We start from the raw sequence: 25,155 nt of genomic DNA on the forward strand, positions 1-25,155 counted from the left end.
GGACCGGGCACGCGCCGATGTATCGCGTACTCGTGACGGCAGTCACGTAACGGTGATAAATTCGGGGTCAGCAGCAGCGACGGCCGAAGGGGATACCCCGCCATGAGCCCGTTCACCGGCTCCGCACCGCGTACGCAGCACTGGCGCCATCTGCGGGTCACCGTCGAGGACGGCGTCGCCACCGTCACCCTCGCCCGGCCCGACAAGCTCAACGCCCTGACCTTCGGCGCCTACGCCGACCTCCGTGACTTGCTGGCCGAGCTGGCCCGGGAGCGCTCCGTGCGGGCCCTGGTGCTGGCCGGCGAGGGGCGCGGCTTCTGCTCCGGCGGCGACGTGGACGAGATCATCGGCGCCACCCTCGCGATGGACACCGCCCAGCTCCTGGACTTCAACCGGATGACCGGCCAGGTCGTCCGCGCGGTCCGCGAGTGCCCCTTCCCCGTCGTCGCCTCGGTGCACGGGGTGGCCGCCGGGGCCGGCGCCGTCCTCGCCCTCGCCGCCGACTTCCGCGTCGCCGACCCCACCGCCCGGTTCGCCTTCCTCTTCACCCGGGTCGGGCTCTCCGGCGGTGACATGGGCGCGGCCTATCTGCTGCCCCGGGTCGTCGGCCTCGGCCACGCCACCCGGCTCCTGATGCTCGGCGAACCGGTCCGCGCCCCCGAGGCGGAGCGGATCGGCCTGATCAGCGAGCTCACCGACGAGGGCGACGCCGACCAGACCGCCGCCGCGCTCGCCCGCCGCCTCGCGGACGGCCCCGCGCTCGCCCTCGCCCAGACCAAGGCGCTGCTCACTGCCGAGCTGGACATGCCGCTGGCCGCCGCCGTCGAGATGGACGCCGCTACCCAGGCCCTCCTGATGCACGGCGAGGACTACGCCGAATTCCACGCCGCGTTCACCGGGAAGCGGCCGCCCGCCTGGCGGGGCAAATGACCGGCCCGCAGCGGATCGCGGTCATCGGCGGCGGCCCCGGCGGGCTCTACGCGGCGGCGCTGCTCAAACGCCTCGGCCCGGACCGCGCCATCACCCTCTGGGAGCGCAACGCCCCCGACGACACCTTCGGCTTCGGCGTCGTCCTCTCCGACGAGACCCTGGGCGGCATCGAACACGCCGACCCGGTCGTGCACCGCGCCCTCCAGCGCGAGTTCGTCCGCTGGGACGACATCGACATCGTGCACCGGGGCCACACCCAGACCTCCGGCGGCCACGGCTTCGCCGCGCTCGGCCGCCGCCGGCTCCTGGAGATCCTGCACGAGCGCTGCGCCGGACTCGGCGTCGACCTCCGCTTCCGTACGCAGGCCCCGCCCGCCGCCGAACTCGCCGCCACGCACGACCTGGTCATCGCCGCCGACGGTGTGCACAGCGCCACCCGCGACGCCCACGCGGACAGCTTCCGGCCCCGGATCACCGGACACCGCTGCCGCTACATCTGGCTCGCCGCCGACTTCGCCCTGGACGCCTTCCGCTTCGAGATCGCGGAGACCGCGTACGGCGTGATGCAGCTGCACGCCTACCCGTTCGCACGGCCGCCGGAAGGCGGCGGCTCCTCCACCGTCATCGTGGAGATGCGCGAGGAGGTCTGGCGGGCGGCCGGCTTCGACGTACCCGACCCGGCCGAGTCGGTCGGCCAGTGCGCCAAGATCTTCGCGAACGCGCTCGGCCACCGCCCGCTGCGCTCCAACAACTCCGCCTGGCTCACCTTCCGTACCGTCGTCAACGACCACTGGTCGCACGGGAACACCGTCCTCATCGGGGACGCCGCGCACACCGCGCACTTCTCCATCGGCTCCGGCACCAAGCTCGCCGTGGAGGACGCCCTCGCGCTCGCCGCCTGCGTCGAGGAACAGCCCTCGCTGCCCGCAGCGCTCGCCGCGTACGAGAGCGAGCGGCGGCCCGTCGTGGAGTCGACGCAGCGCGCGGCGGCGGCCAGCCTGCGCTGGTTCGAGGAGCTGGGCCGTCACGTGGACCAGCCGCCCCGGCAGTTCGCGTTCAACCTCCTGACCCGCAGCCGCCGCGTCACCCACGACAACCTCCGGCTGCGCGATCCGGCGTTCACCGCCGGGGTGGAGGAGGAGTTCGGCTGCCCGCCGGGCACCCCGCCGATGTTCACCCCGCTGCGGCTGCGCGGCCTGGAGCTGCGCAACCGCGTCGTCGTCTCGCCGATGGACATGTACTCGGCCGGTGACGGCGTCCCCGGCGACTTCCACCTCGTCCACCTCGGCGCCAGGGCGCTCGGCGGCGCCGGGCTCGTCATGACGGAGATGGTCTGCGTCAGCCCCGAGGGCCGCATCACCCCCGGCTGCACCGGCCTCTACACCGACGAACAGGCAGCCGCCTGGACCCGGGTCACCGACTTCGTGCACACCGCGTCCCCCGGCACCGCGATCGGCGTCCAGCTCGGCCACTCCGGCCGCAAGGGCTCCACCAAGCTCATGTGGGAGGGCATCGACCAGCCCCTGGACCACGGCAACTGGCCGGTGACCGCCGCTTCGCCGCTGCCGTACGCGCCCGGCGTCAACCAGGTCCCGCACGCCCTGGACCGGGCCGGTCTCGACGAGGTCCGCGAGCAGTTCGCCGCCGCCGCCCGGCGCGCCGACGCCTGCGGGTTCGACCTCCTCGAACTGCACTGCGCGCACGGCTATCTGCTCTCCGGCTTCCTCTCCCCGCTCACCAACCGGCGCACCGACGCCTACGGCGGACCGCTCGCCCACCGCCTCCGCTTCCCGCTGGAGGTCTTCGACGCGGTCCGCGAACTGTGGCCCGACGACCGGCCGATGACCGTCCGGATCTCCGCCACCGACTGGGCGGAGGGCGGCACCACCGCCGAGGACGCCGTGGAGATCGCCCGCGCGTTCGTCGCGCACGGCGCCGACGCCATCGACGTCTCCACCGGCCAAGTGGTGCCCGGCGAGCGGCCCGAGTACGGGCGGTCCTACCAGACGCCGTACGCGGACCGCATCCGGAACACCCTGTGCGTGCCGGTGATCGCGGTCGGCGCGATCTCCTCCTGGGACGACGTCAACTCGCTGCTCCTCGCGGGCCGCGCCGACCTCTGCGCCCTGGCCCGCCCCCACCTCTACGACCCGCACTGGACGCTCCACGCGGCCGCCGAGCAGGGCTACACCGGCCCGGGCGCCCCCTGGCCCCTCCCGTACCGCGCGGGCAGCCGCACCCCGCCGACCGGCCGCACCGACGCCCCGAAGCCGCGCCTCAGTCTGGGGTGACCGGCAGGCACTCGTGGCACAGGCACGGGTCCGGATGCGGGGCCGCGTGGTGGGTGTTCCGGCCCAGGCGCGCGATCCGCTCCAGGAACTCCGCCCACTCCACCGCCTCCTCCCTCGACCACACGAGCCGGTCCTCGCAGCGCCGGAGCACGGCGGGGGAGTACACCAACTGCGCCCGGAAGGTGTGCAGGTGGCGGGTACCGGTGTCGATGGTGATCCAGTGACCGGTGTGGCGGCCGTGGCCGATCGCCGTCAGCTGCTCGTTGCCCATGCCGGGGTAGGTGTCGACCACATAGACCTTCGCGCCCGCCCGGAACGCCTTGGTGCCGGAGCGGAACTCCTGGCCCAGCTCCCCGTACCGCCGCCACCGCACGACGTTCGCCGCGACCAGCCAGCGCGGCTCGGGCGCCTCAGCCATGGTCCGGCTCCGCGCCGACCACCAGCCGGTCCGCGACCGGCCGGAAGCCGATGCGCCGGTACACGCCGTTGCTCGTCGGGTTCGCCGGGTCCGCGAACAGCAGGACGTGCTCCGCGCCCCCGTCCAGCGCGGTCCGGGCGACCTGCGCGGTGACGGCGGCGGCGTGGCCCCGGCCCCGGTGTTCCGGCGGGGTGTAGACCGCGACGACGCGGACCGCTCCGGCGACGCGCGGCGAGACCACCGCCATCGAGACCGGGGCGCCGCCGTCCTCCCAGAGCGTCAGCCCGTCCCCGCTCAGCCGCCGGTCCGCCGCAGCCTCCGCCCCCGTGTCCGGGCGCCCCGGATCGGCCGCGAAGCCCCGGTGCCAGCGCACCAGGAGCGCCCGGTCGCCGGGGCGCGCGGACCTCGCCCGGCCCGGGGGCGCCGGGCACGGCGGGACCAGCCCGTCCAGCCGGTAAAGCCGGCGCTCCTCGTCCACCCGGTGCCCCGGCCAGTGCGCGGCCACCGCGAGGGCCGTCGCCCGGTCCGCGTTGGCCGAGGTCAGCGGGCGGGCGGCCAGCAGCGCGGCGACCGCGTCGGGGCCGAGCCCGTCGAGGAGCGGCGGCCTGGGCGGGGTCTGCACCAGGGTGCCCGCCACCTCCCCGTCCGGCCCGCGCCACCAGCCCAGCACCGGGGCCGGTGCGCCGTCGGCACCGGGGACGCGCCCGCGCAGGGCGGCGGTGACGGTGAGCGGCACGGTGTGCTCGGCCGGGCGGGCGGCCAGCCAGGCGCCGGCCGCGTCGAGGAAGACTCCGGGGGCATCGGTGAAGGTCCAGCTCATGGACCCGCATTCTGCCGCGCCCGGTCCGGCCCGGCAGCGCTATTTCCGGTGCGCGAACTCCGCCCCCGCGTCCCGCAGCCGCTCGTGCAGTGCCCGGAACACCTCGGCCGACCTGGCCCCCGGCCATCCGGCGGGCAGCAGCTCCCCGGGCAGCCCGGGGTCGGCGTAGGGGACCCGGCGCCAGGAGTCCAGCGCGGTGAGGTAGTCCCGGTAGGCCGCCTCCGGGTCCACCGCCGCGTCGCCGCGCGCCTTCCAGGCCCTGAGCACCGGTTCGTGGCGCTCCAGGAAGCCGTGGTGGAGCCGGGCCACCGCGTCCAGGTCCCACCAGCGGGCGACGGCCTCCCGGGTCGCGGAGAAGCCCAGGTGCTCGCCCCGGAACAGATCGACGTACGGGGCGAGTTCCAGCCGTTCCAGGGTGTGCCGGGTCTCGTCGTACAGCCCCGCCGGGGCGATCCAGACACCGGGGGCAGCGGTGCCGAAGCCGAGCCGGGACAGCCGCGAGCGCAGCAGATGCCGCTTGTGGCGCTCCGCCTCGGGTACCGAGAACACCGCCAGCACCCAGCCGTCCGCCAGCGGCGGGTCCGGGCGGCGGTAGATGCGCCGGTCGCCGTCGTCCAGGAGCTGGCGGGCGTCCGCCGACAGCGCGTATCCGGCCGCCCCGTCCGCCGTGCGCTCGGCGACGAGCAGCCCGCGCCGCTTCAGCCGGGAGACGGACGAGCGTACGGCGGGCGCGTCCACGCCGACGGCGCCGAGCAGCCGGACCAGACCGGCCACCGGCACCGGCCCGTCGCCGGGGGTGCGGCCGTACGCCCCGTACAGGGTGACGATCAGTGAACGGGGGGTGTGCGGTTCGACCATGTGATCATTCTCGGCCCGGTGCGGCCCCGGCCGCACCGGGTTCGCCCGCGCGGAGCCTGAACCGTTGCAGTTTCCCCGTGGCCGTACGGGGCAGGGCCGGCAGGAACGTGAAGCGGCGGGGGCACTTGTGCGGGGCCAGCTCCGCCCGCATGAACGTGCGCAGCCGGTCCGCCGTCAGCTCCGCGCCCTCCCGCGGTACCACGTACGCCGCCACGATCCGGCCGCGCAGCTCGTCCGCCTGCCCCACCACCGCCGCCTCCGCCACATCGGGGTGGCGCAGCAGGGCCTCCTCGACCTCGGGGCCCGCGATGTTGTACCCGGAGGAGATGATCATGTCGTCGGCGCGGGCCACGTACCGGAAGTAGCCGTCCGCGTCGCGCACATAGGTGTCGCCGGTGATGTTCCAGCCGTGCCGTACGTAGTCGCGCTGCCGCTCGTCCGCGAGGTAGCGGCAGCCGACCGGGCCGCGCACGGCCAGCAGGCCCGGCTCCCCGTCCGGCACGGGCGCGCCGTCGGCGTCCACCACGCGGGCCTGCCAGCCGGGGACCGGGACGCCCGTGGTGCCGGGGCGGATCGCGTCGTCGGCGGCCGACACGAAGATGTGCAGCAGCTCGGTCGCGCCGATGCCGTTGATGATCCGCAGCCCGGTCCGCTCGTGCCAGGCGTGCCAGGTCGCCTCCGGCAGGTTCTCGCCCGCCGAGACACAGCGCCGCAGCGCCGACAGGTCGTGCCCGTCGAGCTGGTCCAGCATCACCCGGTAAGCGGTCGGCGCGGTGAACAGCACCGAGACGCGGTGCTCCGCCAGGGCGGGCAGCAGCTGCTTCGGGCCCGCCTGCTCCAGCAGCAGCGCCGACGCGCCCACCCGCAGCGGGAAGACCACCAGGCCCCCGAGCCCGAAGGTGAAACCGAGCGGCGGACTGCCCGCGAACACGTCGTCGGGCCCGGGCCGCAGGACGTGCCGCGAGAAGGTGTCGGCGATGGCCAGCACATCGCGGTGCAGATGCATGCAGCCCTTGGGCCGGCCGGTGGTGCCCGAGGTGAACGCGATCAGCGCCACATCGTCCGACGCGGTGTCCACCGCCCGGTACGGGCCCGGCCGGGCGGCCGCCAGCCGCAGCAGGTCGTCCGGCGCCTCACCCCCGTACGCCGTGATCCGCAGCCCGGGCACCTCCGCCTGCGCCAGGTCCTCGACCGACCGGGCGTCGCACAGGGCGTGGCTCACCCGGGCGATCGAGCAGATGGTGGCCAGCTCCGACGCCCGCTGCTGCGCCAGTACGGTGACGGCGACCGCGCCCGCCTTCAGCACCGCCAGCCAGCAGGCGGCGAGGTGGGGCGTGGTGGGGCCGCGCAGCAGGACGCGGTTGCCGGGGACGACTCCCAGGTCCGAGGTGAGGACATGGGCGATCCGGTCGACGAGCCCGCGCAGCTCCCCGTAACTCAGCACCCCGCCGTCCGGCGTGCGGAAGGCGGGGCGGTCCGGGCCGAGGCGGTCGGCCGTGCGGTCCAGGAGCTCGGCGGCGCAGTTGAGCCGGTCCGGGTACCGCAGCTCGGGCAGGTCGAAGAGCAGCTCCGGCCACTGCTCCACGGGTGGCAGATGCTCCCTGGCGAAGCCGTCGATGTGCGCTGAGGTTTCCGGGTCCATGGTGTTCGGGTCCATGAAGGATCGCCCCCTTGTCGCCCTTGGAGCGTATCGTTTGGGTGACGGTAGTCAACGGTCCGCGATAAAGATGCTCAAGTGCCATCGATTTGAAAATCTTTGATCAGATTCGACCAGAGAGGCGCCGGTATGACGGCATTCTCGCTCGATCCGGCCCAGACCGCCTGGTGCGAGGAGCTGCGCACCCTGGCGCGTGACCGGCTCGCCCCGCTCGCCGCCGAGGGCGCGCCGGGGCACGTCAACCGCCCGCTGCTCGCCGCCCTCGGTGAGCTGGGTCTGCTCGACCGGCTGTTCGGCTCGGGCGCCCTGGACCTCTGCCTGCTGCGCGAATCGCTCGCCCGGGGCTGCACCGAGGCGGAGACCGCCCTCGCCCTCCAGGGCCTCGGCGCCTTCCCCGTACTCCGGTCCGGCACCCCCGCCCAGCGCGAGCGATGGCTCCCCGGGGTCCGCGCCGGCCGCCAGGTCGCCGCGTTCGCGCTCAGCGAGCCGGGCGCGGGCTCCGACGCGGGGGCCCTCGCGCTCGACGCCGCCCCGGACTCCGGCGGCTGGCGGCTGACCGGCGAGAAATGCTGGATCTCCAACGCGCCGGAGGCCGACTTCTACACGGTCTTCGCCCGCACGACGCCCGGCGCCCGGGCCCGGGGTGTCACCGCGTTCCTGGTCCCCGCCGACCGCGCCGGGCTCACCGGCACCGCCCTGGACATGCTCTCGCCGCACCCGATCGGGGCCCTCGCCTTCGACGGGGTCCGCGTCACCCCCGACGACCTGATCGGCGATCCGGACCGGGGCTTCGCGGTCGCCATGGACACCCTGAACCTCTTCCGCCCCAGCGTCGGCGCCTTCGCCCTCGGCATGGCCCGCGCCGCCCTCGACGCCACCGTGGAGCACACCGCGACCCGGACCGCCTTCGGCGCGCCCCTCTCCGCCCTCCAGGCCGTGTCGCACCAGGTCGCCGAGATGGCCACCCGCACCGAGGCCGCCCGGCTGCTGGTCTACGCGGCCGCCGCCGCCCATGACGCCGGGGAGCCGGGGGTGCCGCGCCGGGCCGCGATGGCGAAGCTGTACGCCACGGAGACCGCGCAGTTCGTCGTGGACACCGCCGTCCAGCTGCACGGCGCCCGCGCCCTGCGCCGCGGCCATCTGCTCGAACACCTCTACCGGGAGGTCCGCGCCCCGCGGATCTACGAGGGCGCCAGCGAGGTCCAGCGCACGATCATCGCCAAGGAGCTGTACGCGAACCGGGAGCCGACCGCATGAGCCCGATCCACCGCATCAACCCGCACGAACTCTCGCCCGCCTCCGGCTTCTCGCACGCGGTCACCGCGACCGGCGGCCGGCTCGTCTTCCTGGCCGGGCAGACCGCCCTGGACCAGCACGGCGAGGTCGTGGGCGACACCCTGCCCGAGCAGTTCGCGACCGCCCTCGGCAACCTCCTCACCGCCCTGCGCGCGGCGGGCGGCTCCCCGGCGGACCTGGCCCGCGTCACGGTGTACGCCACCGATGTCGCCGACTACCGGGCCCACGCCCCGGAACTGGGCAGGATCTGGCGCCGGATGGCGGGCCGCGACTACCCGGCCATGGCGGTCATCGGCGCGGCGCGGCTCTGGGACGAGCAGGCCCGGGTCGAGATCGACGGCATCGCGGTCCTGCCCTGAACGCCGAACGCTCCTGCCTTTGAACGACGGACGCCCCCGCCGATCCCGGAAACCGGGCCCGGCGGGGGCGTCACGCGTAACGGCCCGGCGGGGGCATCACACATAACGTCTCACCTCAGTACGGCTGCACCAGCACATGCGCCGCGCCCGGGATGCCGATCTTCAGCAGCTCGTCCTCCTCCGGCGTGGTCTCGCCGCCCGTCTCCTGCTTCAGCACCGCGCGGGACATCGCCTGCACCCACATGGCGCGCGGCCGGCGACGGGCCTCCCACACGTCCAGGGCCGCGTCGACGTCCGCCTCGGCGTCCAGCGACTCGGCGAGCACCAGCGCGTCCTCCACGGCCATCGCCGCACCCTGCGCGATGTGCGGGGTGCTCGCGTGCGCCGCGTCACCGGCCAGCACCACCCGGCCCACGTGCCACGGCTCCTCGACCGTCACCTGGGAGATCCGCGAGTAGACGACCGCCTCCGGACCGGTGACCTCGGCCAGCGCCTCCGCGACCGGGCCCGAGAACATCGCCAGCCGCTCCTTCAGCTGCTCGTGCGCCTTCGCCGGGTCCGGCCGGAAGTCCTCGGCCTCCGCGAAGACCGAGCCCAGGTACATCAGCTCGTCGGTGATCGGGGTCAGCAGCGCCTTCGCGGCCTGGCCCGCGGTGCCCATCACGACCCCCCGCACCTGCTCCTGGCGGGGCATGGTGACACGCCAGTTGGCGAAGCCGGTGTACTCGGGGGCGTAGCGGTCCCCGTACAGCCGGGTGCGCAGCGGCGAGCCGATGCCGTCGAAGCCGACGACCAGGTCCCAGCGGCCGGACGAGCCGTCGGACAGGGTGACGTCGACGCCGCTGCCGTCGTCGGAGAGTTCGGTGATGGTCACGCCGAACCGGATCTTCGTACCGGCCGAGGTGGCCGCCGCGCTCAGCACTCGGGCGAGCGCGGGGCGGGGGATGCCGTTGTTCGAGGGGGCGTCGCCCATGCGCGGCTGCGGTATCTCGGCCAGGGTGTTGCCGGCCGGGTCCGCGATGGTCAGCACCTCCCACTCGAAGCCCGCCGCCAGGCAGTCCTCCAGCACCCCGATCTCCCGCATCACGTGCAGGGCGTTCGACGGCTGGATGATGCCGACGCCGAGGGCGTCGAGCTCGTCGCGGAGCTCGGCCACCTCGACGGTGTGGCCCCGCCGGGCCAGGGCGGTGGCGAGCGTCAGCCCGCCGATGCCGCCGCCGTGGATCAGGACGCGCAGAGGTGTTGCCATGTCGGATCTCTCCAGAGCGAGGAAGTAAAAGGGGGGAAGGGGTCAGCCCACCGCGACGGGCAGGCTCATCAGGTGGTCCACGAGGGCCAGCAGCACATCCCGGCCGAACGGCCGCTCGCGTACGTCGCCGACCAGCAGCGGCACATGCGGGTCCAGGTCCAGGGCCGCCCTGATCTCGTCCGTGGTGCGGGTGTTGTGCCCGTAGAAGCAGTTGATCGCGACGACGAACGGGATGTCCCGGCTCTCGAAGAAGTCGATCGAGGCGAAGCTGCTCTCAAGCCGCCGGGTGTCGGCGATCACGACGCCGCCGAGGGCCCCGTTGACCAGGTCGTTCCACATGAACCAGAAGCGCTCCTGGCCCGGTGTGCCGAACAGGTAGACGACGAGGTCCTGGCTGACCGTGATCCGGCCGAAGTCCAGGGCCACGGTCGTGGTGTCCTTCTGTCCGACGCCGGCGAGGTCGTCCACACCGATGCTGGCCGTGGTCAGCAGCTCCTCGGTGCGCAGCGGGGCGACCTCGCTGACGGCCCCCACGAGGGTGGTCTTGCCGACGCCGAAACCGCCGGCTATCAGGATCTTGACGGCGGCGGGCGCCGCCTGACTGATGGTCATCTTGGGTCAGAGTCTCCGGAGTCCGTCGCGAACAGCGGCCAGTACGCCCATGTCGGCGCCGCCGGACGCCCGGGCCACCGACAGCGGGGCCCGGGCGATCAGGAGGCCGGTGGCGACCAGGTCGGCCAGAAGGATCTTGGTCACCGAGACCGGCAGGTCGAGGTCGGATGCGACCTCGGCGACCGCCGCGGGCCGGCGGCAGCGCTCCAGGATCAGCCGGTGTTCCGGCTGGAGCCGGCCCGGGCGGGCCGCCGCGCCGTGCTCGTCCCGCGGATCGTGCGCGGTCGTGAGCACGGTGATGAGGGTGAGGTCGTCCCGGTCGGGTGCCGTCCGGCCGCGGGTGATGGTGTACGGGCGCACCATCGTCCCCGCGGCGTCCTCGCCGTCGTCCTCGAATTCCCCCTGCCCGTAAGGCCAGTGGCCGGTCACGCCCGTGGCCTGTCCCCGGCGCCGAAGGCGTCGAAGTCGTCCCGCGCCGGGGTGCTGAGCTTCTGACCGACCTGGAGTACGAGGTTGTGCATGGCGAGCGACATGATCTCGGCGTCCACCTCCTGGGAGGCGATGACGGCCAGATGGGTGCCCTGGCCCGCGGAGATGATGAAGAGCCAGAGGTCCGCCAGTTCCACGATCACCTGGTGGACGCCGCCGCCGTTGAAGAGCTGGCCCACCCCCCGGGCCAGGCTCTGCTGACCGGTGCAGATCGCGGCAAGCCGCTCGGCGTCGGGCCGCTCGATGGTGCGCGAGTGGCTCACCACCAGCCCGTCGTCCGAGAGCAGGACGGCGTTGATGGTCTCGGCCACCGAGTCGACCAGACCGTCGAGGAGCCAGTCGAGATCCTGGCGGGTGGCGGTAGTGCGTGTCATGTCCGTTCTTCTCTCGTGAGGTCGGGCTGCGTCGGCGGCCCGTCGGTGGCGCGGGCGGCGCGGGAGCGGCGCTGGAAGGCTCCGATGGCCGCACCCGCGCGGTGCGGGGCGGTCCGGGGCGGCGGGTCCCCGGCCCCGACCTCCGGCCGGGCCGTGGCGGCCGGTGCGGCCGGGTCGACCCGCAGCTCGTCGGCGAGGCTGGCCTGGCGCACCCGGCGCGGCAACGGGGGCTCCCCGAGGGGCTGGTCCCCGAAGGCCGCCCCGAGCGGCGCGGGCGGCTCGGCAAGCGGCGCGGGCTGGGCGGGCGGTACGGGCTGGGCGGGCGGCGCGGCGTGCCCGCCGTGGCCCGGAAGCGGTGCGGCCGGTTCCGGCTGCGGGGGCAGGGAGACCGGGAAGCCGTCCGCGTCCAGCCCGCCCGCCAGATACGGGTCCGGGTAGCTCTGCTGCGGAGCACCGTACGGCTCCGAGGGCTCCGGGTACGCCTGGTGCGCGACCGGGTACTGCCCCTCGGCGGTCATGTACGGCTGATCGCCGTACGCGTGCTCGTCCACATCGGCGTACGGGCCGGCGGGCTCGGGCGTGGGCGTGGGCTCGGGCGCGGCGGGCGTGGCCGGCGCGTGCAGGGCGGTGACCCCGGCGAGCGCCCTGCCCCGGCCCCGGCTGGGCAGCGCGTCGCTGTCCCGCAGCGGGGCGGACGCCTGCGCGGGCTCCTCCGGCTCCGGCGCGGGGACGGCCACCGGACCGGCGTGCGGGCCGGGGACGGTGAGCGCGTCCGGGACCAGCACGACGACACGGGTGCCGCCGAACGCCGACTGGCGGAACTCCACCCGCAGCCCGTGCTGGTCGGCGAGGCGCGCGATCACGTACAGACCGAGCCGGATGTCGTCGGCGTGGGCCAGCACGTCCATCCGGGGCGGCCGGCTCATCAGCTCGTTGGCCGCCGCGAGCTGCTCCTCCTCCATGCCGAGCCCGCGATCCTCGACCTCGATGGCCAGGCCCCGGCTCACCTGGGCGGCCCTGACCTCGACGGGGCTGGGCGGCCGGGAGAAGGTGAGGGCGTTCTCGATCAGCTCCGCCAGCACATGGGAGACCGGGCCCACGGCCCGCGCCGCGAGCCACGGCGAGCCGTCCAGGTCCAGCACCACGCGCTGGTAGTCCTGCACCTCGCCCTGGGCGGAGCGCATGACGTCCAGCAGCGGTACGGGCTTGCGCCAGCGCCGGTGCGGGGAGCCGCCCGCGAGGATCACCAGGTTCTCCTCATACCGCCGCAGGCGCGCCGTGAGGTGGTCGAGGTCGAAGAGGCCGTCCAGCACCTCGGGGTCCTCGTGCTTGCGCTCCAGCTCGTCCAGCTTCTTCAGCTGCTGGCCGATGAGCTGCTGGGTGCGGCGGGCGATGCGCTGGAGCAGCCGTTCGAAGCCCCGGTGCTGGTCGGCCTGGTCGACGGCGGCGCGCAGGGCGCTGGTGCGGGCCAGGTCGAGTGCGTGGCCCAGCTGGGACAGCTCGTCCTTCGCACCGGGATCGCCGCCGTCACCGATCGCCCGGGCCTCAGCCTCGACGTCGATGCGCTCGCCTCTGCCGAGCCGGTCGACCACGTCGGGCAGCGCCTTCTCCAGCTCCTCGGCCCGCTCCTGGAGCCGGCTGATCCGGCGGCGCAGGGTGCGGGAGAGCCGCCAGGTGAACCAGATGACCGCGACGACGGCGGCGAGGCCGACGACCGTGGTCAGGACGACCTTGATGAGGAGGGAGATGACGCTGTCCTTGCCCTCCGCGACCACCATGTCGGTGCGGGCCTCCATCAGCTCGACCAGCTGGGGCGTGAGCTCGTCCATCGCACCGCGCCAGTCCGCCTCCTTCGCGCCGAGGGAGACGGCGCCGGCGGAGTCCGCACCGGCCGGGCGCAGCACCTGGGTCTCCACCCGGGTCTTGGCCTTCCACGCCGTACTGTCGAAGACGTCCTGCCACTTGGCCCGCTCGTCCGCCGGAAGATAGGGGACGACCTTGGCCGTGTACTGGAACGACTGGGCGGAGACGGCCTGCCGGACCTCCTGGAGGTCCGCGGTGCTCAGCTCGCCCTTCTTCCAGCCCCGGGCGAGCAGCGCGTCCGAGCGGGAGATCATCTCCTTGGCCCAGAACATGTCCACCAACGGCTGCGAGATCGTGGTCATCCGGCCGTTGTCGACATGGCTGAGGGACGTGAAGAGCTTCAGGTCGACGGCGATCAGGTCCGTGTAGTAGCGGTACACGGCCTTCTGCTGGTCGTTGTCGCCCTCGTCCACGAGCGCGCGCTGCGCCGGGAGTTGGGTGATCGCCGTACGGGCTTCGCCGACCGCGTCGCGTACCTCGCCGGGGGCGTCGTCGGTGTCCGTGTCGGACAGCGACTGGAAGCTCGTGATCGCCTTGTCGGTCAGCTTGCGCTGCTCGCGCAGGGCGTCGGCGGCGCCTCCCTTGCGGGCCAGTGCCTCGGCGCTGAGCCGCCGCTCCTCCTGGAGGTTGTAGTACACGATGTTGGACGGCTGGCCGGCCTTCTGGGCCAACTGCCCTTGGGCCGCTTGCTTCTGGAAGTCGAGCAGAGTCTGACCACTGGTGACGGCCCAGAGGGCGGCCAGGGCTACACCGGGGACGACGGCCAGTACGAGCAGGGCCGTCCGCAGCGCCATTGTGGTCGAGCTGCTCCGCCGTGACGCGCGCGTGCGCAGGGCATGCTCCTTGACGTGGTACCGACCTCACGGCCGGTCAAATCCGTTGAGAACCAGGACGGATAGATAGTAGTCACAGTGCAAAAAAGAACTGTAAGTGGGATCACATGTTCAACATCTGGGACACACGTGATCGCCACGGAGCGGTGGCGACTCCTGTGATGTGACCGGCCGCCCGGGGTGCGGCGGGTCGGACGGGTGAAGTGGCGCCGGGGATATATCTGTATTTAGTGCTCTCTGTCCGTTCGGTAGCCCCGCACACCCCGCCGCCCGCCACCGCACCCCGCAGCCCCGCCGTATGACCGCGCTCATCGTCGCTCACTTCGTCCTCGCGGCCTTCGCACGCCCGCTGGTGCGACGGCTGGGCGCGCGCGCCTTCCTCGTCCTCGCGCTGCCGCCCGCCGCCACCACCTGCTGGGCGTTCACCCGGTGGGAGAAGGCGGCATCCGGCTCCTCGGTGGACTGGTCCTGGGCCTGGATGCCCGACTACGGCGTCTCCGTGGACCTGCGCCTCGACGCGCTCGCCGAACTCATGGTCCTGCTCGCGTCCGGCGTCGGCACCCTCGTCCTGCTGTACTGCGCCTCCTACTTCAGCGACACGACCCCCCGGCTCGCCGGATTCGCCGGGAACCTCCTCGCGTTCGCCGGCGCGATGCTCGCCCTCGTCCTCAGCGACGACCTGATCTCCCTCTACGTCTTCTGGGAGCTCACCACCGTCTTCTCGTACCTGCTCATCGGATACGACAGCGAGCAGCGCCACAGCAGACGCTCCGCACTCCAGGCGCTGACCGTCACCACGCTCGGCGGCCTCGCCATGCTCATCGGTTTCCTGATCATCGGTCAGGAGGCCGGGACCTACCGGATCTCCGCGATCCTCGCCGACCCGCCCCCGGCCGGCACCGCCGTCGAGGTCGCCGTCCTGCTGATCCTGTGCGGGGCCCTGTCCAAGTCGGCGGTCTGGCCGTTCAGCCTCTGGCTGCCCAACGCCATGGCCGCGCCCACCCCCGTCAGCGCCTATCTGCACGCCGCCGCGATGGTCAAGGCCGGGGTCTATCTGGTCGCCCGGCTCGCCCCCGCCTTCGCCGACGTGCCCGGCTGGCGGCCCGTCGTGATGATCTTCGGCGCCGCGACGATGCTCCTCGGCGGCTGGCGCGCCCTCAGACTGAACGACCTCAAGATCGTCCTGGCGTACGGGACCGTCAGCCAGCTCGGCTTCCTCACCCTCCTCGCGGGCGTCGGCAACCGCGACGCAGCGCTCGCCGCCGCCGTCATGATCCTCGGCCACGCCCTCTTCAAGGCCCCGCTCTTCCTCGTCACCGGCATCGTGGACCACGCCGCCGGCACCCGCGACCTGCGCAAACTCTCCGGCGTCGGACGCGCCCTGCCCCATGTGTACGCCGTCGCCGTGCTCGCCGTCCTCTCCATGGCCGCCCTGCCCCCGATGCTCGGCTTCGCCGCGAAGGAGTCCGCGTTCGAGGCGCTGCTGCACGGCGACACGGCGGACCGCTGGGCGCTCGGCATCACGGTCGCGGGCTCGGCGCTCACCGTCGCGTACACCGCCCGGTTCATCTGGGGCGGCTTCCTGCGCAAACCCGGGGTCGCCGACACCCCCGTGCACCGGGTCGGCCCGGCCTTCCTCGCCGCGCCCGCCGCGCTCGCCCTCTGCGGGCTCGTCCTCGGCCCCGGCGTCGGCTGGACCGACCGGCTGCTCAGCGCCTACGCCGACGCGTTCCCGGCCCCCGCCCACCCGTACCACCTCGCGCTCTGGCACGGCTGGGGCACCGCGCTCCTCCTCTCCGCCGTCGCCACCGCGGGCGGCGCCGTCCTCTTCGCCGCGCGCGCCCGGGTCGCCCGGCTGTCCCGGCGCGTCGCCTGGCCCACCGCCGACGGCGTCTTCGGCCAGCTGCTCCTGGGCCTGGAACGGCTCTCCCTCCAGGCCACCGGCTTCGTCCAGCGCGGCTCCCTCTCCGTGTACCTCGCGACGACCCTGCTGGTGATGCTCGCCGGACAGCTCTCCGTGCTCATCGCTGACCAGCCCTGGCAGGGCGCGTCCGCGCCCCGGCTCTGGGACGTTCCGCTTCAGGGCGCCGTCGCCGCCCTGACCTGCGCGGCGGCCCTCCTCTGTCTCACCGTCAGGCGCCGGATGAAGGCCGTGGTCCTGGCCGGACTCACCGGCTACGGGACCGCCCTGCTGTTCGTCGTCCAGGGCGGCCCGGACCTGGCGCTCACCCAGTTCTGCGTCGAAACCGTGTCGATGATCGTGTTCGTGCTGGTCCTGCGGCGGATGCCGGTGCACTTCCAGGAGTCCGTCAGCACCTGGCGGCGGGCCGTGCGCATCCCGGTCGCCCTGGCCGCCGCCGCCACCCTCGGCGTGGTCGTCTGGGTCGCCGCCGCCGCGCGCACCGCGGCCCCGGCGGGCGCCGCCATGGTCGAGGAGACCGCGCACCACGGCCTCAAGGACGTCGTCGCCACGATCCTCGTCGACCTCCGCGCCTGGGACACCATGGGGGAGTCCGCCGTGCTCGCCGCCGCCGCGATCGGCGTCACCAGCCTCATCTACCTGCACCGCCGCGCCGAGGGGGCGGCCGCGCCCGCCGAAGCACGCGGACACACCGCCTGGTCGGTGACCGCCGAGCCGCTGACCGGGGTGCCGCAGGGCGACGAGGGGGCGCCCGAGCGCGGCTGGCTGGCGGCCGGTGCCACGCTGGCGCCCGAGCACCGGTCCGTGGTCTTCGAGGTGGTGACCCGGCTGCTGTTCCACCCGATCCTGGTGCTCTCGGTCTACCTGCTGTTCTGCGCCGAGAACATGCCGGGCGGCGGCTTCGTCGGCGGCCTGGTCGCGGGCCTCGCCCTGATCACCCGCTACCTCGCGGGCGGCCGCTTCGAACTCGCCGAGGCCGCGCCCCTGCAACCCGGCCTCTTCACCGGCCTCGGCCTGTTCATCTCCACCGGGGTCGCCCTGATCGGCCTCTCGGACGGAACGGTCCTGCACGCCTGGACGTACCACGGCCGTCTGCCGCTCATCGGCGACTACGAGTTCGGCACCCCGGTCATCTTCGACTGCGGGGTCTATCTGCTGGTCCTCGGCGTCGTCCTCGACATCGTGCGGGCCCTCGGCGCCAAGATCGACCGGCAGATCGAACGCGCCGCCGCCGAGAAAGCCGCCGCGAAGGCCGCCGCCCGCCGGGCCGGACCGGAGACCGGAGAGGCCACCCCGTGACCGTCAGCGCCTCGCTCCTCGCCACCGCGGCGGTCCTCTGCGCCGTCGGCGGCATCCTCATGCTGACCCGGCCCCTCACCCGCATCCTGCTGGGCGCGGTCATCGCCGGGAACGGCATCAACCTGTTCATCCTGTCCGCCACCGGCACGGCCGGCCGCGAACCCCTGCTGTACGGGGTCGACCTCGCCCGGGTCACCGACCCGCTGCCCCAGGCCATCGCGCTCACCGCCATCGTCATCACCCTGGCCACCACCGCGTTCCTGCTCGCCATGGCCTACCGCGGCCACCAGCTCACCGGCACCGACGAGGTCCACGACGATCTGGAGGACCGCCGCATCGTCCTGCGCGCCGAGGTCCTGGACGAGCGCGACGAGCTGCGCGAGCGGTTCCGGGCCGACGGCGACCGCAGCGCCGGGGCCCGCCGCGCCTACCGCGACGAACGCCGCCGCCTCCGGGCCCGGCTGCGCGCCGACCGGGCCCTCCAGGCGCGCGGCCGCGACGCCACCGGCGACCTGTGGCACGACGTCCTGGGCGCGGACCCGGAGGACTACGCGACGAGCGCCGAAGCCCCGCCGAGCCCGCCGAGCCCGCCGAGCCCGCCGAGCCCGCCGAGCCCGCCGAGCCCGCCGAGCCCATCGGGCGGCGACCCGCGGCGACCCGACCCCGACAACCCGGAAGGCACCGGATGAACGCCCTCGTCCCGCTGCCGGTGCTGCTGCCGCTCTGCGCGACCGGCCTGAGCCTCGCCTTCGGCACCCGGCTCAAGCAGATCCAGCGCCTCATCAGCGTCGCCGTGCTCACCGCCGTACTCGGCCTCTCGGTCACCCTGATGATCGCCGCCGACACGGACGGGCCGCTTTCCGTGCACCTCGGGGACTTCGCGCCGCCGCTCGGCATCACCCTGGTCGCCGACCGGCTCTCCGGGCTGATGCTGACGGTCTCCTCCGCCGTCACCCTGTGCGTCCTCGTCTACTCCCTGGGCCAGGGCATGGCGGACCGGGACGAGGAGACGCCCGTCGCCGTCTTCCACCCCGCGTACCTGATCCTGGTCGCCGGCGTCTCGTGCACCTTCCTCGCCGGAGACCTGGTCAACCTCTACGTCGGCTTCGAGATCATGCTCGTCGCCAGCTTCGTCCTGCTCACGCTCGGCGGCACCGGTCCGCGCATCCGGGCGGGCTCCACGTACGTGATCATCTCGCTGTTCTCCTCGATGCTCTTCCTGACCGCCATCGCCATGACGTACGCGGCGACCGGCACCGCCAACTTCGCCCAGCTCGCCGAACGCCTGGGCGCGCTCCCGCTGGGCGTCCAGACCCTCATCCAGGCCATGCTGCTCACGGTCTTCGCGATCAAGGCGGCCGTCTTCCCGCTCGCCGCCTGGCTGCCCGACTCCTACCCGACCGCGCCCGCCCCCGTCACCGCCGTCTTCGCCGGACTGCTCACCAAGGTCGGCGTCTACTGCATGCTGCGCACCGAGACCCTGCTCTTCCCCGGCAACCGGCTCGGCGACCTGCTGATGGCGGCGGCCCTCGCCTCGATGATCGTCGGCATCCTGGGGGCCGTCGCACAGACCGACCTCAAGCGGCTGCTCTCCTTCACCCTCATCAGCCACATCGGCTACATGGTCTTCGGCATCGGCCTCGCCACCCGGGGCGCGTACGGCGGCGCGATCGTCTACGTCGTCCACCACATCACCGTCCAGACCACGCTGTTCCTGGTCGCCGGGCTGATCGAACGCCGGACCGGCACCACCGAACTCACCCGGATCGGCGGCATCGCCCGGGCCGCCCCCGCCCTCGCCGTCCTCTTCTTCGTGCCCGCGATGAACCTCGCCGGCATCCCGCCGCTCTCCGGCTTCATCGGCAAGCTGGGCCTCATGCGCGCCGGTGTCGCCGACGGCGGGGTGTGGGCCTGGATCCTCGTCGTCGGGGCGACCGTGACCAGCCTGCTCACGCTGTACGTGATGGCCAAGGTCTGGAACCTCGCCTTCTGGCGGGCCGCGCCCCCCGGCCAGGCCGCCACCGGCACCGTCCTGGAGTCCGACGACGACAGCGACGACGACGATGCCGACGAGGGCCCCGACCGGATCGCGGGCACCGGCGACGAGGGCGTCCGCGTCCGCCACCAGCCCGCCGGGCTCGCCGTCGCCGCCACGCTCCACGGCCACGCCGTCACCACCACCAGCGTGCTGCCCCGCCCGATGACCTGGGCGACCGCCGCCGCGGTCGGCCTCGGACTCGCCTTCACCGTGTTCGCCGGCCCGCTCACCTCGTACACCGACCGCGCCGCCGCCGAACTCCTCGCCCGCACGCCGTACACCCAGGAGGTGCTGGGCCCGTGAAACGCCTCGTCACCCTCTCCTTCCGCAACAAGGACCTGCCGCCGTTCAGCGCCGCGTTCGGCGCCCGGCGGCGGGTGCTCGACCTGCCGCTGATCGCCTGGCTCACCGTCATCTGGGTGCTGCTCTGGTCCAGCCTCAACTGGGCGAACCTGCTGACCGGGGCCGTCGTCGCGGTCGTCGTCTGCCTGGCCTTCCCGCTGCCCAAGGTCGACCTGGGGCTGCGCCTGCACCCCTGGGGCATCCTGCGGCTCGCCGGCTATCTGCTGTACGACATGTACACCTCCGGCATGAAGGTCACCCGGCAGATCCACGGCCGGCAGCCGCGCCGGGCGGCCGTCATCGCCGTACCGCTGCGCTGCCGCTCCGACCTGATGCTCACCGCGACCGCCGTCGGCGTGTCCAACGTGCCCGACAGCTCGGTCGTCGAGGTGCGCCGCGCCACCGCCACCGTCTTCGTGCACGTGCTCGACGGCCGGCCGGCCGAACTGGCGGCGGCCAAGCGGTCCGTATGGCGCATGGAGGAGCTGATGGTACGGGCCTTCGGCACCCGCGACGAGATCGAACGGGTCGCCGCACCGCCCCCGGACCGGCCGAACACCGGCGAACGGCCGGGAGACCAGGAGGAGGGCACATGAGCGCGCCGGAAACCGTGGACCGGGTCCTGCTCGTCGCGGCCGTCGTCGTCACCGTCGTCGCCGGCGCGCTGCTGCTCGCGCGCATCTGGCGCGGTCCGTCGATGCTGGACCGGGCCATCGCCCTGGACGTCTGCGCCGCCCTGATCATCGCCGGCCTCGGCGCCAAGTCCGCCTTCGCCCGCGACCCCTTCTACTTCCCGATCATGCTGGTCCTGGCCTTCCTCGGCTTCACCGGCTCGGTCGGCATCGCCCGCTTCATCGCCGTACGCGACCGGCCGCCGGGCCATCCGCACGGGGAGCGGACCCGGAACGGCGGGGAGGAGAGGCCATGAGCGTCTGGCTCCAGATCCTGGACACGGCGGGCGCCGCGCTGGTGCTGACCGGCGCCGCGATCTGCCTGCTCGGCGTGATCGGCATGCTGCGCCTCCCGGACGTCCTCTCCCGCAGCCACGCCGCGACCAAACCACAGGCCCTCGGCATGCTCATCGTGCTCGCCGGCGTCGCCCTGCGGCTGCGCAGCGGCATGGACCTGGCGACCCTGGCCCTGATCGGCTTCTTCCAGCTGATGACCGGCCCGGTCGCCGCCCACCTCGTCGCCCGCTCGGCATACCGCACGGGCCAGGTCGACCACACGGAACTGCTCTTCGACGACCTGGACGAACAGCTCACCGAGGAGACGTGAGCGACGGCTCTTCTCACACCCGCGGCCCGCCCGGTGTGCGACGAGCGTTACCGCCCATGATCGGCCGGTGCCACACCGGCGTAACGGCGCCTTCCTACCGTCGGAGCACGATCCGATTCACGGAAGGTCCCCCGGTGCCCCCACAGAGCTCGTCGGCCGACGCCACTCAGGTCCGTACGGTCTGCTCGTACTGCGGGGTGGGCTGCGGCATGGTCCTCGACATCGCGGCCGGGCCGGACGGGCGGCGTACGGTCCGCAAGGCGTCGGGCGACAAGGCGCACCCCGCCAACGCGGGGCGGCTCTGCACCAAGGGCGGGACCACCGCCGACATGCTCGCCGCGCCCGGGCGGCTGGCCACCGCGCTGGTGCGGCCGGAGCGCGGTGCGGAGCCCGTACCGGTGGGTGTGGACGAGGCGGTCGCGGCCACCGCGCGGCGGCTGCGGGCGGTCATCGACACGCACGGACCGGACGCCGTCGCGTTCTACGTGTCCGGGCAGATGACCCTGGAGGCGCAGTATCTGGCGAACAAGCTGGCCAAGGGGTTCGTCCGCACCAACCGCGTCGAGTCCAACTCGCGGCTGTGCATGGCGAGCGCGGGCAGCGGATACAAGCTGTCGCTGGGCGCGGACGGGCCGCCCGGCTCCTACGACGACCTGGACCGCGCCGACGTCTTCCTCGTCATCGGCGCCAACATGGCCGACTGTCACCCGATCCTCTTCCTGCGCCTCCTGGACCGCGTCAAGGCGGGCGCCAAGCTGATCGTCGTGGACCCCCGGCGCACCGCCACCGCCGACAGGGCCGACCTCTTCCTGCGCGTCAACCCGGGCACCGACCTGGCCCTCCTCAACGGCCTCCTGCACCTGCTGCACGCGGACGGGCACACCGACCCCGCGTTCATCGCCGCGCACACCGAGGGCTGGGAGGAGATGCCGGAGTTCCTAGCCGACTACCCGCCCGCCACCGTCGCGGAGATCACCGGCATCCCGGAGGACGACCTCCGGCAGGCCGCCCGGTGGATCGGTGAGGCGGGGGAGTGGACGAGCTGCTGGACCATGGGGCTCAACCAGTCCACGCACGGCACCTGGAACACCAACGCGCTGATCAACCTCCACCTCGCGACCGGCGCGATCTGCCGCCCCGGCAGCGGCCCGCTCTCGCTCACCGGCCAGCCCAACGCCATGGGCGGCCGCGAGATGGGCTACATGGGCCCGGGGCTCCCCGGACAGCGGTCACTCCTGGACGACGAGGACCGTGCCTTCACCGAAGAGCTGTGGGGCCTGGCCCCCGGCACCCTGCGCAAGGACGAGTGCGGCCGGGGCACGGTCGAGATGTTCGAGCGGATGGCGGCCGGTGACATCAAGGCGTGCTGGATCATCTGCACCAACCCCGTCGCCTCCGTCGCCAACCGCCGCACCGTCATCGAGGCCCTGGAGGCCGCCGAACTCGTCATCACCCAGGACGTGTTCGCCGACACCGAGACCAACGCCTACGCCGACGTCGTGCTGCCCGGCACCCTGTGGAGCGAGGCGGAGGGCGTCCTCGTCAACAGCGAACGCAACCTCACCCTCGCCCGCCCCGCCGTCGAGCCGCCCGGCGAAGCCCTCCCGGACTGGCGGATCATCGCCCGTATCGCCTGCGCGATGGGGTACGAGAACGCCTTCACGTACGACAGCGCCGAGGAGGTCTTCGAGGAGATCAAGCGCGCCGCGAACCCCCGCACCGGCTACGACCTGCGAGGCGTGACGTACGAACGGCTGCGCACCGCCCCCGTCCAGTGGCCCGCGCCCACCGCCGACGGCCCGGACCGCAACCCGATCCGCTATCTCGCCCCGGACGGCGGCGGACCGGTCTTCCCGACCCCGGCCGGACGCGCCCGCTTCTTCGCCCGCCCCCACATCCCGCCGGCCGAGATGCCGGACGACGACTACCCCTTCCTGCTCAACACCGGCCGGGTCCAGCACCAGTGGCACACCCTGACCAAGACCGGCAGGGTCGCCAAGCTCAACCGCCTCAACCCCGGACCGTTCGTGGAGGTGCACCCAAAGGACGCGGCCCGCCTCGGGCTCGCGGAGGGCGACTCGGTGGAGGTCGAGTCCCGGCGCGGGCGGGCCGTCCTGCCGGCCGTGGTCACCGACCGCGTGGCACCCGGCTGCTGCTTCGCTCCCTTCCACTGGAACGACCTCTTCGGCGAATACCTCAGCGTCAACGCGGTGACCGGCGACGCCGTGGACCCCGTCTCCTACCAGCCGGAGTTCAAGGTGTGCGCGGTGACCCTGACGAAGGTGGCGTCCGCCCCTGCTCCTGGCCCGGCCCCGCTGCCGGTGGCGGCGCCCGCCCAGGCACCCGCCGCCGTCTTCGGCCTGGACACCACCCCGCCCCCGGTCCTCGCCGAGCACGAGCGGCAGTATCTCGTCGGCTTCCTCGCCGGGCTGCCGCTGGGCGCCCCCGGCGTCCCCGTCCTGCCGCCCGGTGCCCCCTTCAGCGCCGAGCACGAGCGCTGGGTCAACGGCGTCCTGGCCGGCATGTACTCGCGCACCGGGCCGCCCGCCGAGGACCCCGTGCCCGTCCCCGCCGCCGAGGCCCCCGCCCGCGAGGTCGTCGTGCTGTGGGCTTCGCAGACCGGCAACGCCGAGGAGTTCGCCGCCGCCACCGCCGACCGGCTCACCGCCACGGGCCACCGCACCCGGCTCCTCGGCATGGACGAGGCGGACCCGCGCGCCCTGCCGCCGGCCGCCGACCTCCTCCTGATCACCAGCACCTTCGGGGACGGCGACGCGCCCGACAACGGCTCCGGGTTCTGGGAGGCCCTGACGGCCGCCGACCTCCCGCCCCTGGACGGCCGGCGGTTCGCGGTCCTGGCCTTCGGCGACTCCTCGTACGACGACTTCTGCGGACACGGGCGGCGGCTCGACAACCGACTGGACGAGCTCGGAGCCGTCCGCCTCGCCCCGCGTACCGACTGCGAACCCGACTACGAACCGTCCGCGCTGAGCTGGCTCGACCAGGTCCTCGCCGGGCTCACCGCCCCGCCCGCCGACCCGGCCCCCGCGCCCGACCCGGCCTCCGTGCCCCTGCCCGCGCCCCCGCCCGCCCCGGTCCGCACCCCGAAGCCCGCGCCCGTCACCGCCCGGCTGGCCGGCAACCGGCTGCTCGGGCTGCCCGGCTCCGGCAAGGAGGTCCGCCGGTTCACCTTCGACACCAGCGGCACCGGGACCGCCCTGGAGTACACGGCCGGGGACGCGCTCGGTGTCCACGCCGCCAACCACCCGGACCTGGTGGCCGAATGGCTCTCCGTGACCGGGCTCGACGCCAACGCGGAGATCGAGGTCCCCGGCCTCGGCGGCCTGCGGCTGGGCGACGCGCTCCACACCCAGCTGGACATCACCCGCCTCACCCCCGCCCTGCTCGGCTTCGTCACCGAACGCACCGGCGACCGTGACCTGAAGAAGATGCTGCGGCCCGACAACAAGGGCGAGCTGGCCCGCTGGTCCTGGGGCCGGCAGGCCGTCGACGTCCTCGCCGAATACCCGGTCAAGGCCACCCCCGAGGAGTGGGCGGGCATCCTCAAACCCCTGCAACCGCGCCTGTACTCGATATCGTCCAGCCCGCTCACCGCCCCCGACCGCCTCTCCCTGACGGTCTCCGTCGTCCGCTACGAGAACACCCGCGGCCGCCCCCGCTCCGGGGTCTGCTCGCCGTTCCTCGCGGACGCCGCCCCCGACACCGGCGTCCCGGTCTTCGTCCGCCGCGCCCCGAACTTCCGGCCACCGGCCCGCCCCGACGCCCCGATGGTCATGGTCGGCCCCGGCACCGGAGTCGCCCCCTTCATCGGCTTCCTGGAAGAGCGCCGCGCCCGCCGCGACCCCGGCCCCAACTGGCTGTTCTTCGGGGAGCAGCACCGGGCCACCGACTTCTTCTACGAGGAGGAGCTGACGTCCTTCCTCGCGGACGGCACCCTCACCCGCCTGGACACCGCCTTCTCCCGCGACCAGCGCGCCAAGATCTACGTACAGGACCGGATGCGCGAGCACGGCGCCAAGCTGTGGACCTGGCTGCGCGACGGCGCCCACTTCTACGTCTGCGGCGACGCGGCCCGGATGGCCAAGGACGTCGACCGGGCGCTGCGCGACATCGCCGTCGCGCACGGCGGGCTCGACCCGGAGGCCGCCGGCCTGTACGTGAAGCAGCTCGCCGCCGACAAGCGGTACGTGCGCGACGTCTACTGAGG

20 protein-coding genes are annotated in these 25,155 nt (G+C 73.6%); 11 read left to right on the forward strand and 9 right to left on the reverse strand.

Annotated features, from left to right (window positions below; translation table 11 throughout):
- Positions 1–102 precede the first annotated feature (102 nt).
- Both OG338_RS24280 and OG338_RS24285 read left to right on the forward strand, forming a co-directional pair.
- A complete protein-coding gene (locus OG338_RS24280; protein ID WP_405939332.1) occupies positions 103–930 on the forward strand; it encodes an enoyl-CoA hydratase family protein in 828 nt (275 codons plus the stop codon).
- A complete protein-coding gene (locus OG338_RS24285) occupies positions 927–3,221 on the forward strand; it encodes a bifunctional salicylyl-CoA 5-hydroxylase/oxidoreductase (protein WP_405939333.1) in 2,295 nt (764 codons plus the stop codon). The genes OG338_RS24280 and OG338_RS24285 overlap by 4 nt, the downstream gene beginning before the upstream one ends.
- Here the strand turns inward: OG338_RS24285 and OG338_RS24290 are convergent.
- The 4 genes from OG338_RS24290 to OG338_RS24305 are packed head-to-tail and all read right to left on the reverse strand — an operon-like array spanning position 3,208 to position 6,974.
- Positions 3,208–3,639 carry a hypothetical protein gene (locus tag OG338_RS24290; RefSeq protein ID WP_405939334.1) on the reverse strand — a complete coding sequence of 144 codons (432 nt, stop codon included), beginning with the start codon at positions 3,637–3,639 and terminating at the stop codon, positions 3,208–3,210. The genes OG338_RS24285 and OG338_RS24290 overlap by 14 nt on opposite strands.
- Entirely contained in the window at positions 3,632–4,459 is an 828-nt protein-coding gene (locus tag OG338_RS24295) for a GNAT family N-acetyltransferase (protein ID WP_405939335.1), read from the reverse strand. Before OG338_RS24295 ends, OG338_RS24290 begins: the two co-directional genes overlap by 8 nt.
- A 39-nt stretch (positions 4,460–4,498) precedes the next feature.
- Complete coding sequence (locus tag OG338_RS24300) at positions 4,499–5,317, reverse strand: PaaX family transcriptional regulator C-terminal domain-containing protein (RefSeq protein WP_405939336.1); 819 nt, start codon at positions 5,315–5,317, stop codon at positions 4,499–4,501.
- A gap of 4 nt (positions 5,318–5,321) precedes the next feature.
- Positions 5,322–6,974, reverse strand: coding sequence for an AMP-binding protein (locus tag OG338_RS24305; RefSeq protein WP_405939337.1), 1,653 nt, complete (start codon positions 6,972–6,974; stop codon positions 5,322–5,324).
- A gap of 129 nt (positions 6,975–7,103) precedes the next feature.
- Here OG338_RS24305 and OG338_RS24310 point away from each other — a divergent pair, with 129 nt between their 5' ends.
- Entirely contained in the window at positions 7,104–8,231 is a 1,128-nt protein-coding gene (locus tag OG338_RS24310) for an acyl-CoA dehydrogenase family protein (RefSeq protein WP_405939338.1), read from the forward strand.
- A complete protein-coding gene (locus OG338_RS24315; protein ID WP_161210448.1) occupies positions 8,228–8,629 on the forward strand; it encodes a RidA family protein in 402 nt (133 codons plus the stop codon). Before OG338_RS24310 ends, OG338_RS24315 begins: the two co-directional genes overlap by 4 nt.
- Before the next feature lie 115 nt (positions 8,630–8,744).
- On the opposite strand, the gene OG338_RS24320 is transcribed toward OG338_RS24315, so the two are convergent.
- The 5 genes from OG338_RS24320 to OG338_RS24340 are packed head-to-tail and all read right to left on the reverse strand — an operon-like array spanning position 8,745 to position 14,010.
- Complete coding sequence (locus tag OG338_RS24320; protein WP_405939339.1) at positions 8,745–9,878, reverse strand: FAD-dependent monooxygenase; 1,134 nt, start codon at positions 9,876–9,878, stop codon at positions 8,745–8,747.
- A gap of 42 nt (positions 9,879–9,920) precedes the next feature.
- Positions 9,921–10,490, reverse strand: coding sequence for an ATP/GTP-binding protein (locus tag OG338_RS24325; RefSeq protein WP_073861300.1), 570 nt, complete (start codon positions 10,488–10,490; stop codon positions 9,921–9,923).
- Between the two features lie 6 nt (positions 10,491–10,496).
- Positions 10,497–10,919 carry a DUF742 domain-containing protein gene (locus OG338_RS24330; RefSeq protein WP_405939340.1) on the reverse strand — a complete coding sequence of 141 codons (423 nt, stop codon included), beginning with the start codon at positions 10,917–10,919 and terminating at the stop codon, positions 10,497–10,499.
- A complete protein-coding gene (locus OG338_RS24335; protein WP_018105797.1) occupies positions 10,916–11,353 on the reverse strand; it encodes a roadblock/LC7 domain-containing protein in 438 nt (145 codons plus the stop codon). The genes OG338_RS24330 and OG338_RS24335 overlap by 4 nt, the downstream gene beginning before the upstream one ends.
- Positions 11,350–14,010, reverse strand: a complete 2,661-nt coding sequence (locus OG338_RS24340) for a nitrate- and nitrite sensing domain-containing protein (protein ID WP_405939341.1) — start codon at positions 14,008–14,010, stop codon at positions 11,350–11,352. Before OG338_RS24340 ends, OG338_RS24335 begins: the two co-directional genes overlap by 4 nt.
- Positions 14,011–14,347: 337 nt before the next feature.
- On the opposite strand from OG338_RS24340, the gene OG338_RS24345 reads away from it, so the two are divergent.
- The 7 genes from OG338_RS24345 to OG338_RS24375 all read left to right on the forward strand — a co-directional run bounded on the left by OG338_RS24345 (position 14,348) and on the right by OG338_RS24375 (position 25,153).
- A complete protein-coding gene (locus OG338_RS24345; RefSeq protein ID WP_405939342.1) occupies positions 14,348–17,269 on the forward strand; it encodes a Na+/H+ antiporter subunit A in 2,922 nt (973 codons plus the stop codon).
- A complete protein-coding gene (locus OG338_RS24350; RefSeq protein ID WP_405939343.1) occupies positions 17,266–17,958 on the forward strand; it encodes a Na(+)/H(+) antiporter subunit C in 693 nt (230 codons plus the stop codon). The genes OG338_RS24345 and OG338_RS24350 overlap by 4 nt, the downstream gene beginning before the upstream one ends.
- Complete coding sequence (locus OG338_RS24355) at positions 17,955–19,610, forward strand: Na+/H+ antiporter subunit D (protein WP_405939344.1); 1,656 nt, start codon at positions 17,955–17,957, stop codon at positions 19,608–19,610. The genes OG338_RS24350 and OG338_RS24355 overlap by 4 nt, the downstream gene beginning before the upstream one ends.
- Positions 19,607–20,245, forward strand: coding sequence for a Na+/H+ antiporter subunit E (locus tag OG338_RS24360; protein WP_405939345.1), 639 nt, complete (start codon positions 19,607–19,609; stop codon positions 20,243–20,245). Before OG338_RS24355 ends, OG338_RS24360 begins: the two co-directional genes overlap by 4 nt.
- The gene (locus OG338_RS24365) at positions 20,242–20,577 is read left to right on the forward strand and encodes a monovalent cation/H+ antiporter complex subunit F (protein WP_405939346.1); all 336 of its coding nucleotides are present in this window, start codon (positions 20,242–20,244) and stop codon (positions 20,575–20,577) included. Before OG338_RS24360 ends, OG338_RS24365 begins: the two co-directional genes overlap by 4 nt.
- A complete protein-coding gene (mnhG, locus tag OG338_RS24370) occupies positions 20,574–20,927 on the forward strand; it encodes a monovalent cation/H(+) antiporter subunit G (protein ID WP_405939347.1) in 354 nt (117 codons plus the stop codon). The genes OG338_RS24365 and mnhG overlap by 4 nt, the downstream gene beginning before the upstream one ends.
- A 134-nt stretch (positions 20,928–21,061) precedes the next feature.
- Positions 21,062–25,153, forward strand: a complete 4,092-nt coding sequence (locus tag OG338_RS24375) for a molybdopterin-dependent oxidoreductase (RefSeq protein ID WP_405939348.1) — start codon at positions 21,062–21,064, stop codon at positions 25,151–25,153.
- The last annotated feature ends 2 nt before the right edge of the window (positions 25,154–25,155 follow it).

Origin of the sequence: Streptomyces sp. NBC_00726 (assembly GCF_045161735.1) — a bacterium.
In the GTDB taxonomy this organism is placed as follows: domain Bacteria; phylum Actinomycetota; class Actinomycetes; order Streptomycetales; family Streptomycetaceae; genus Streptomyces.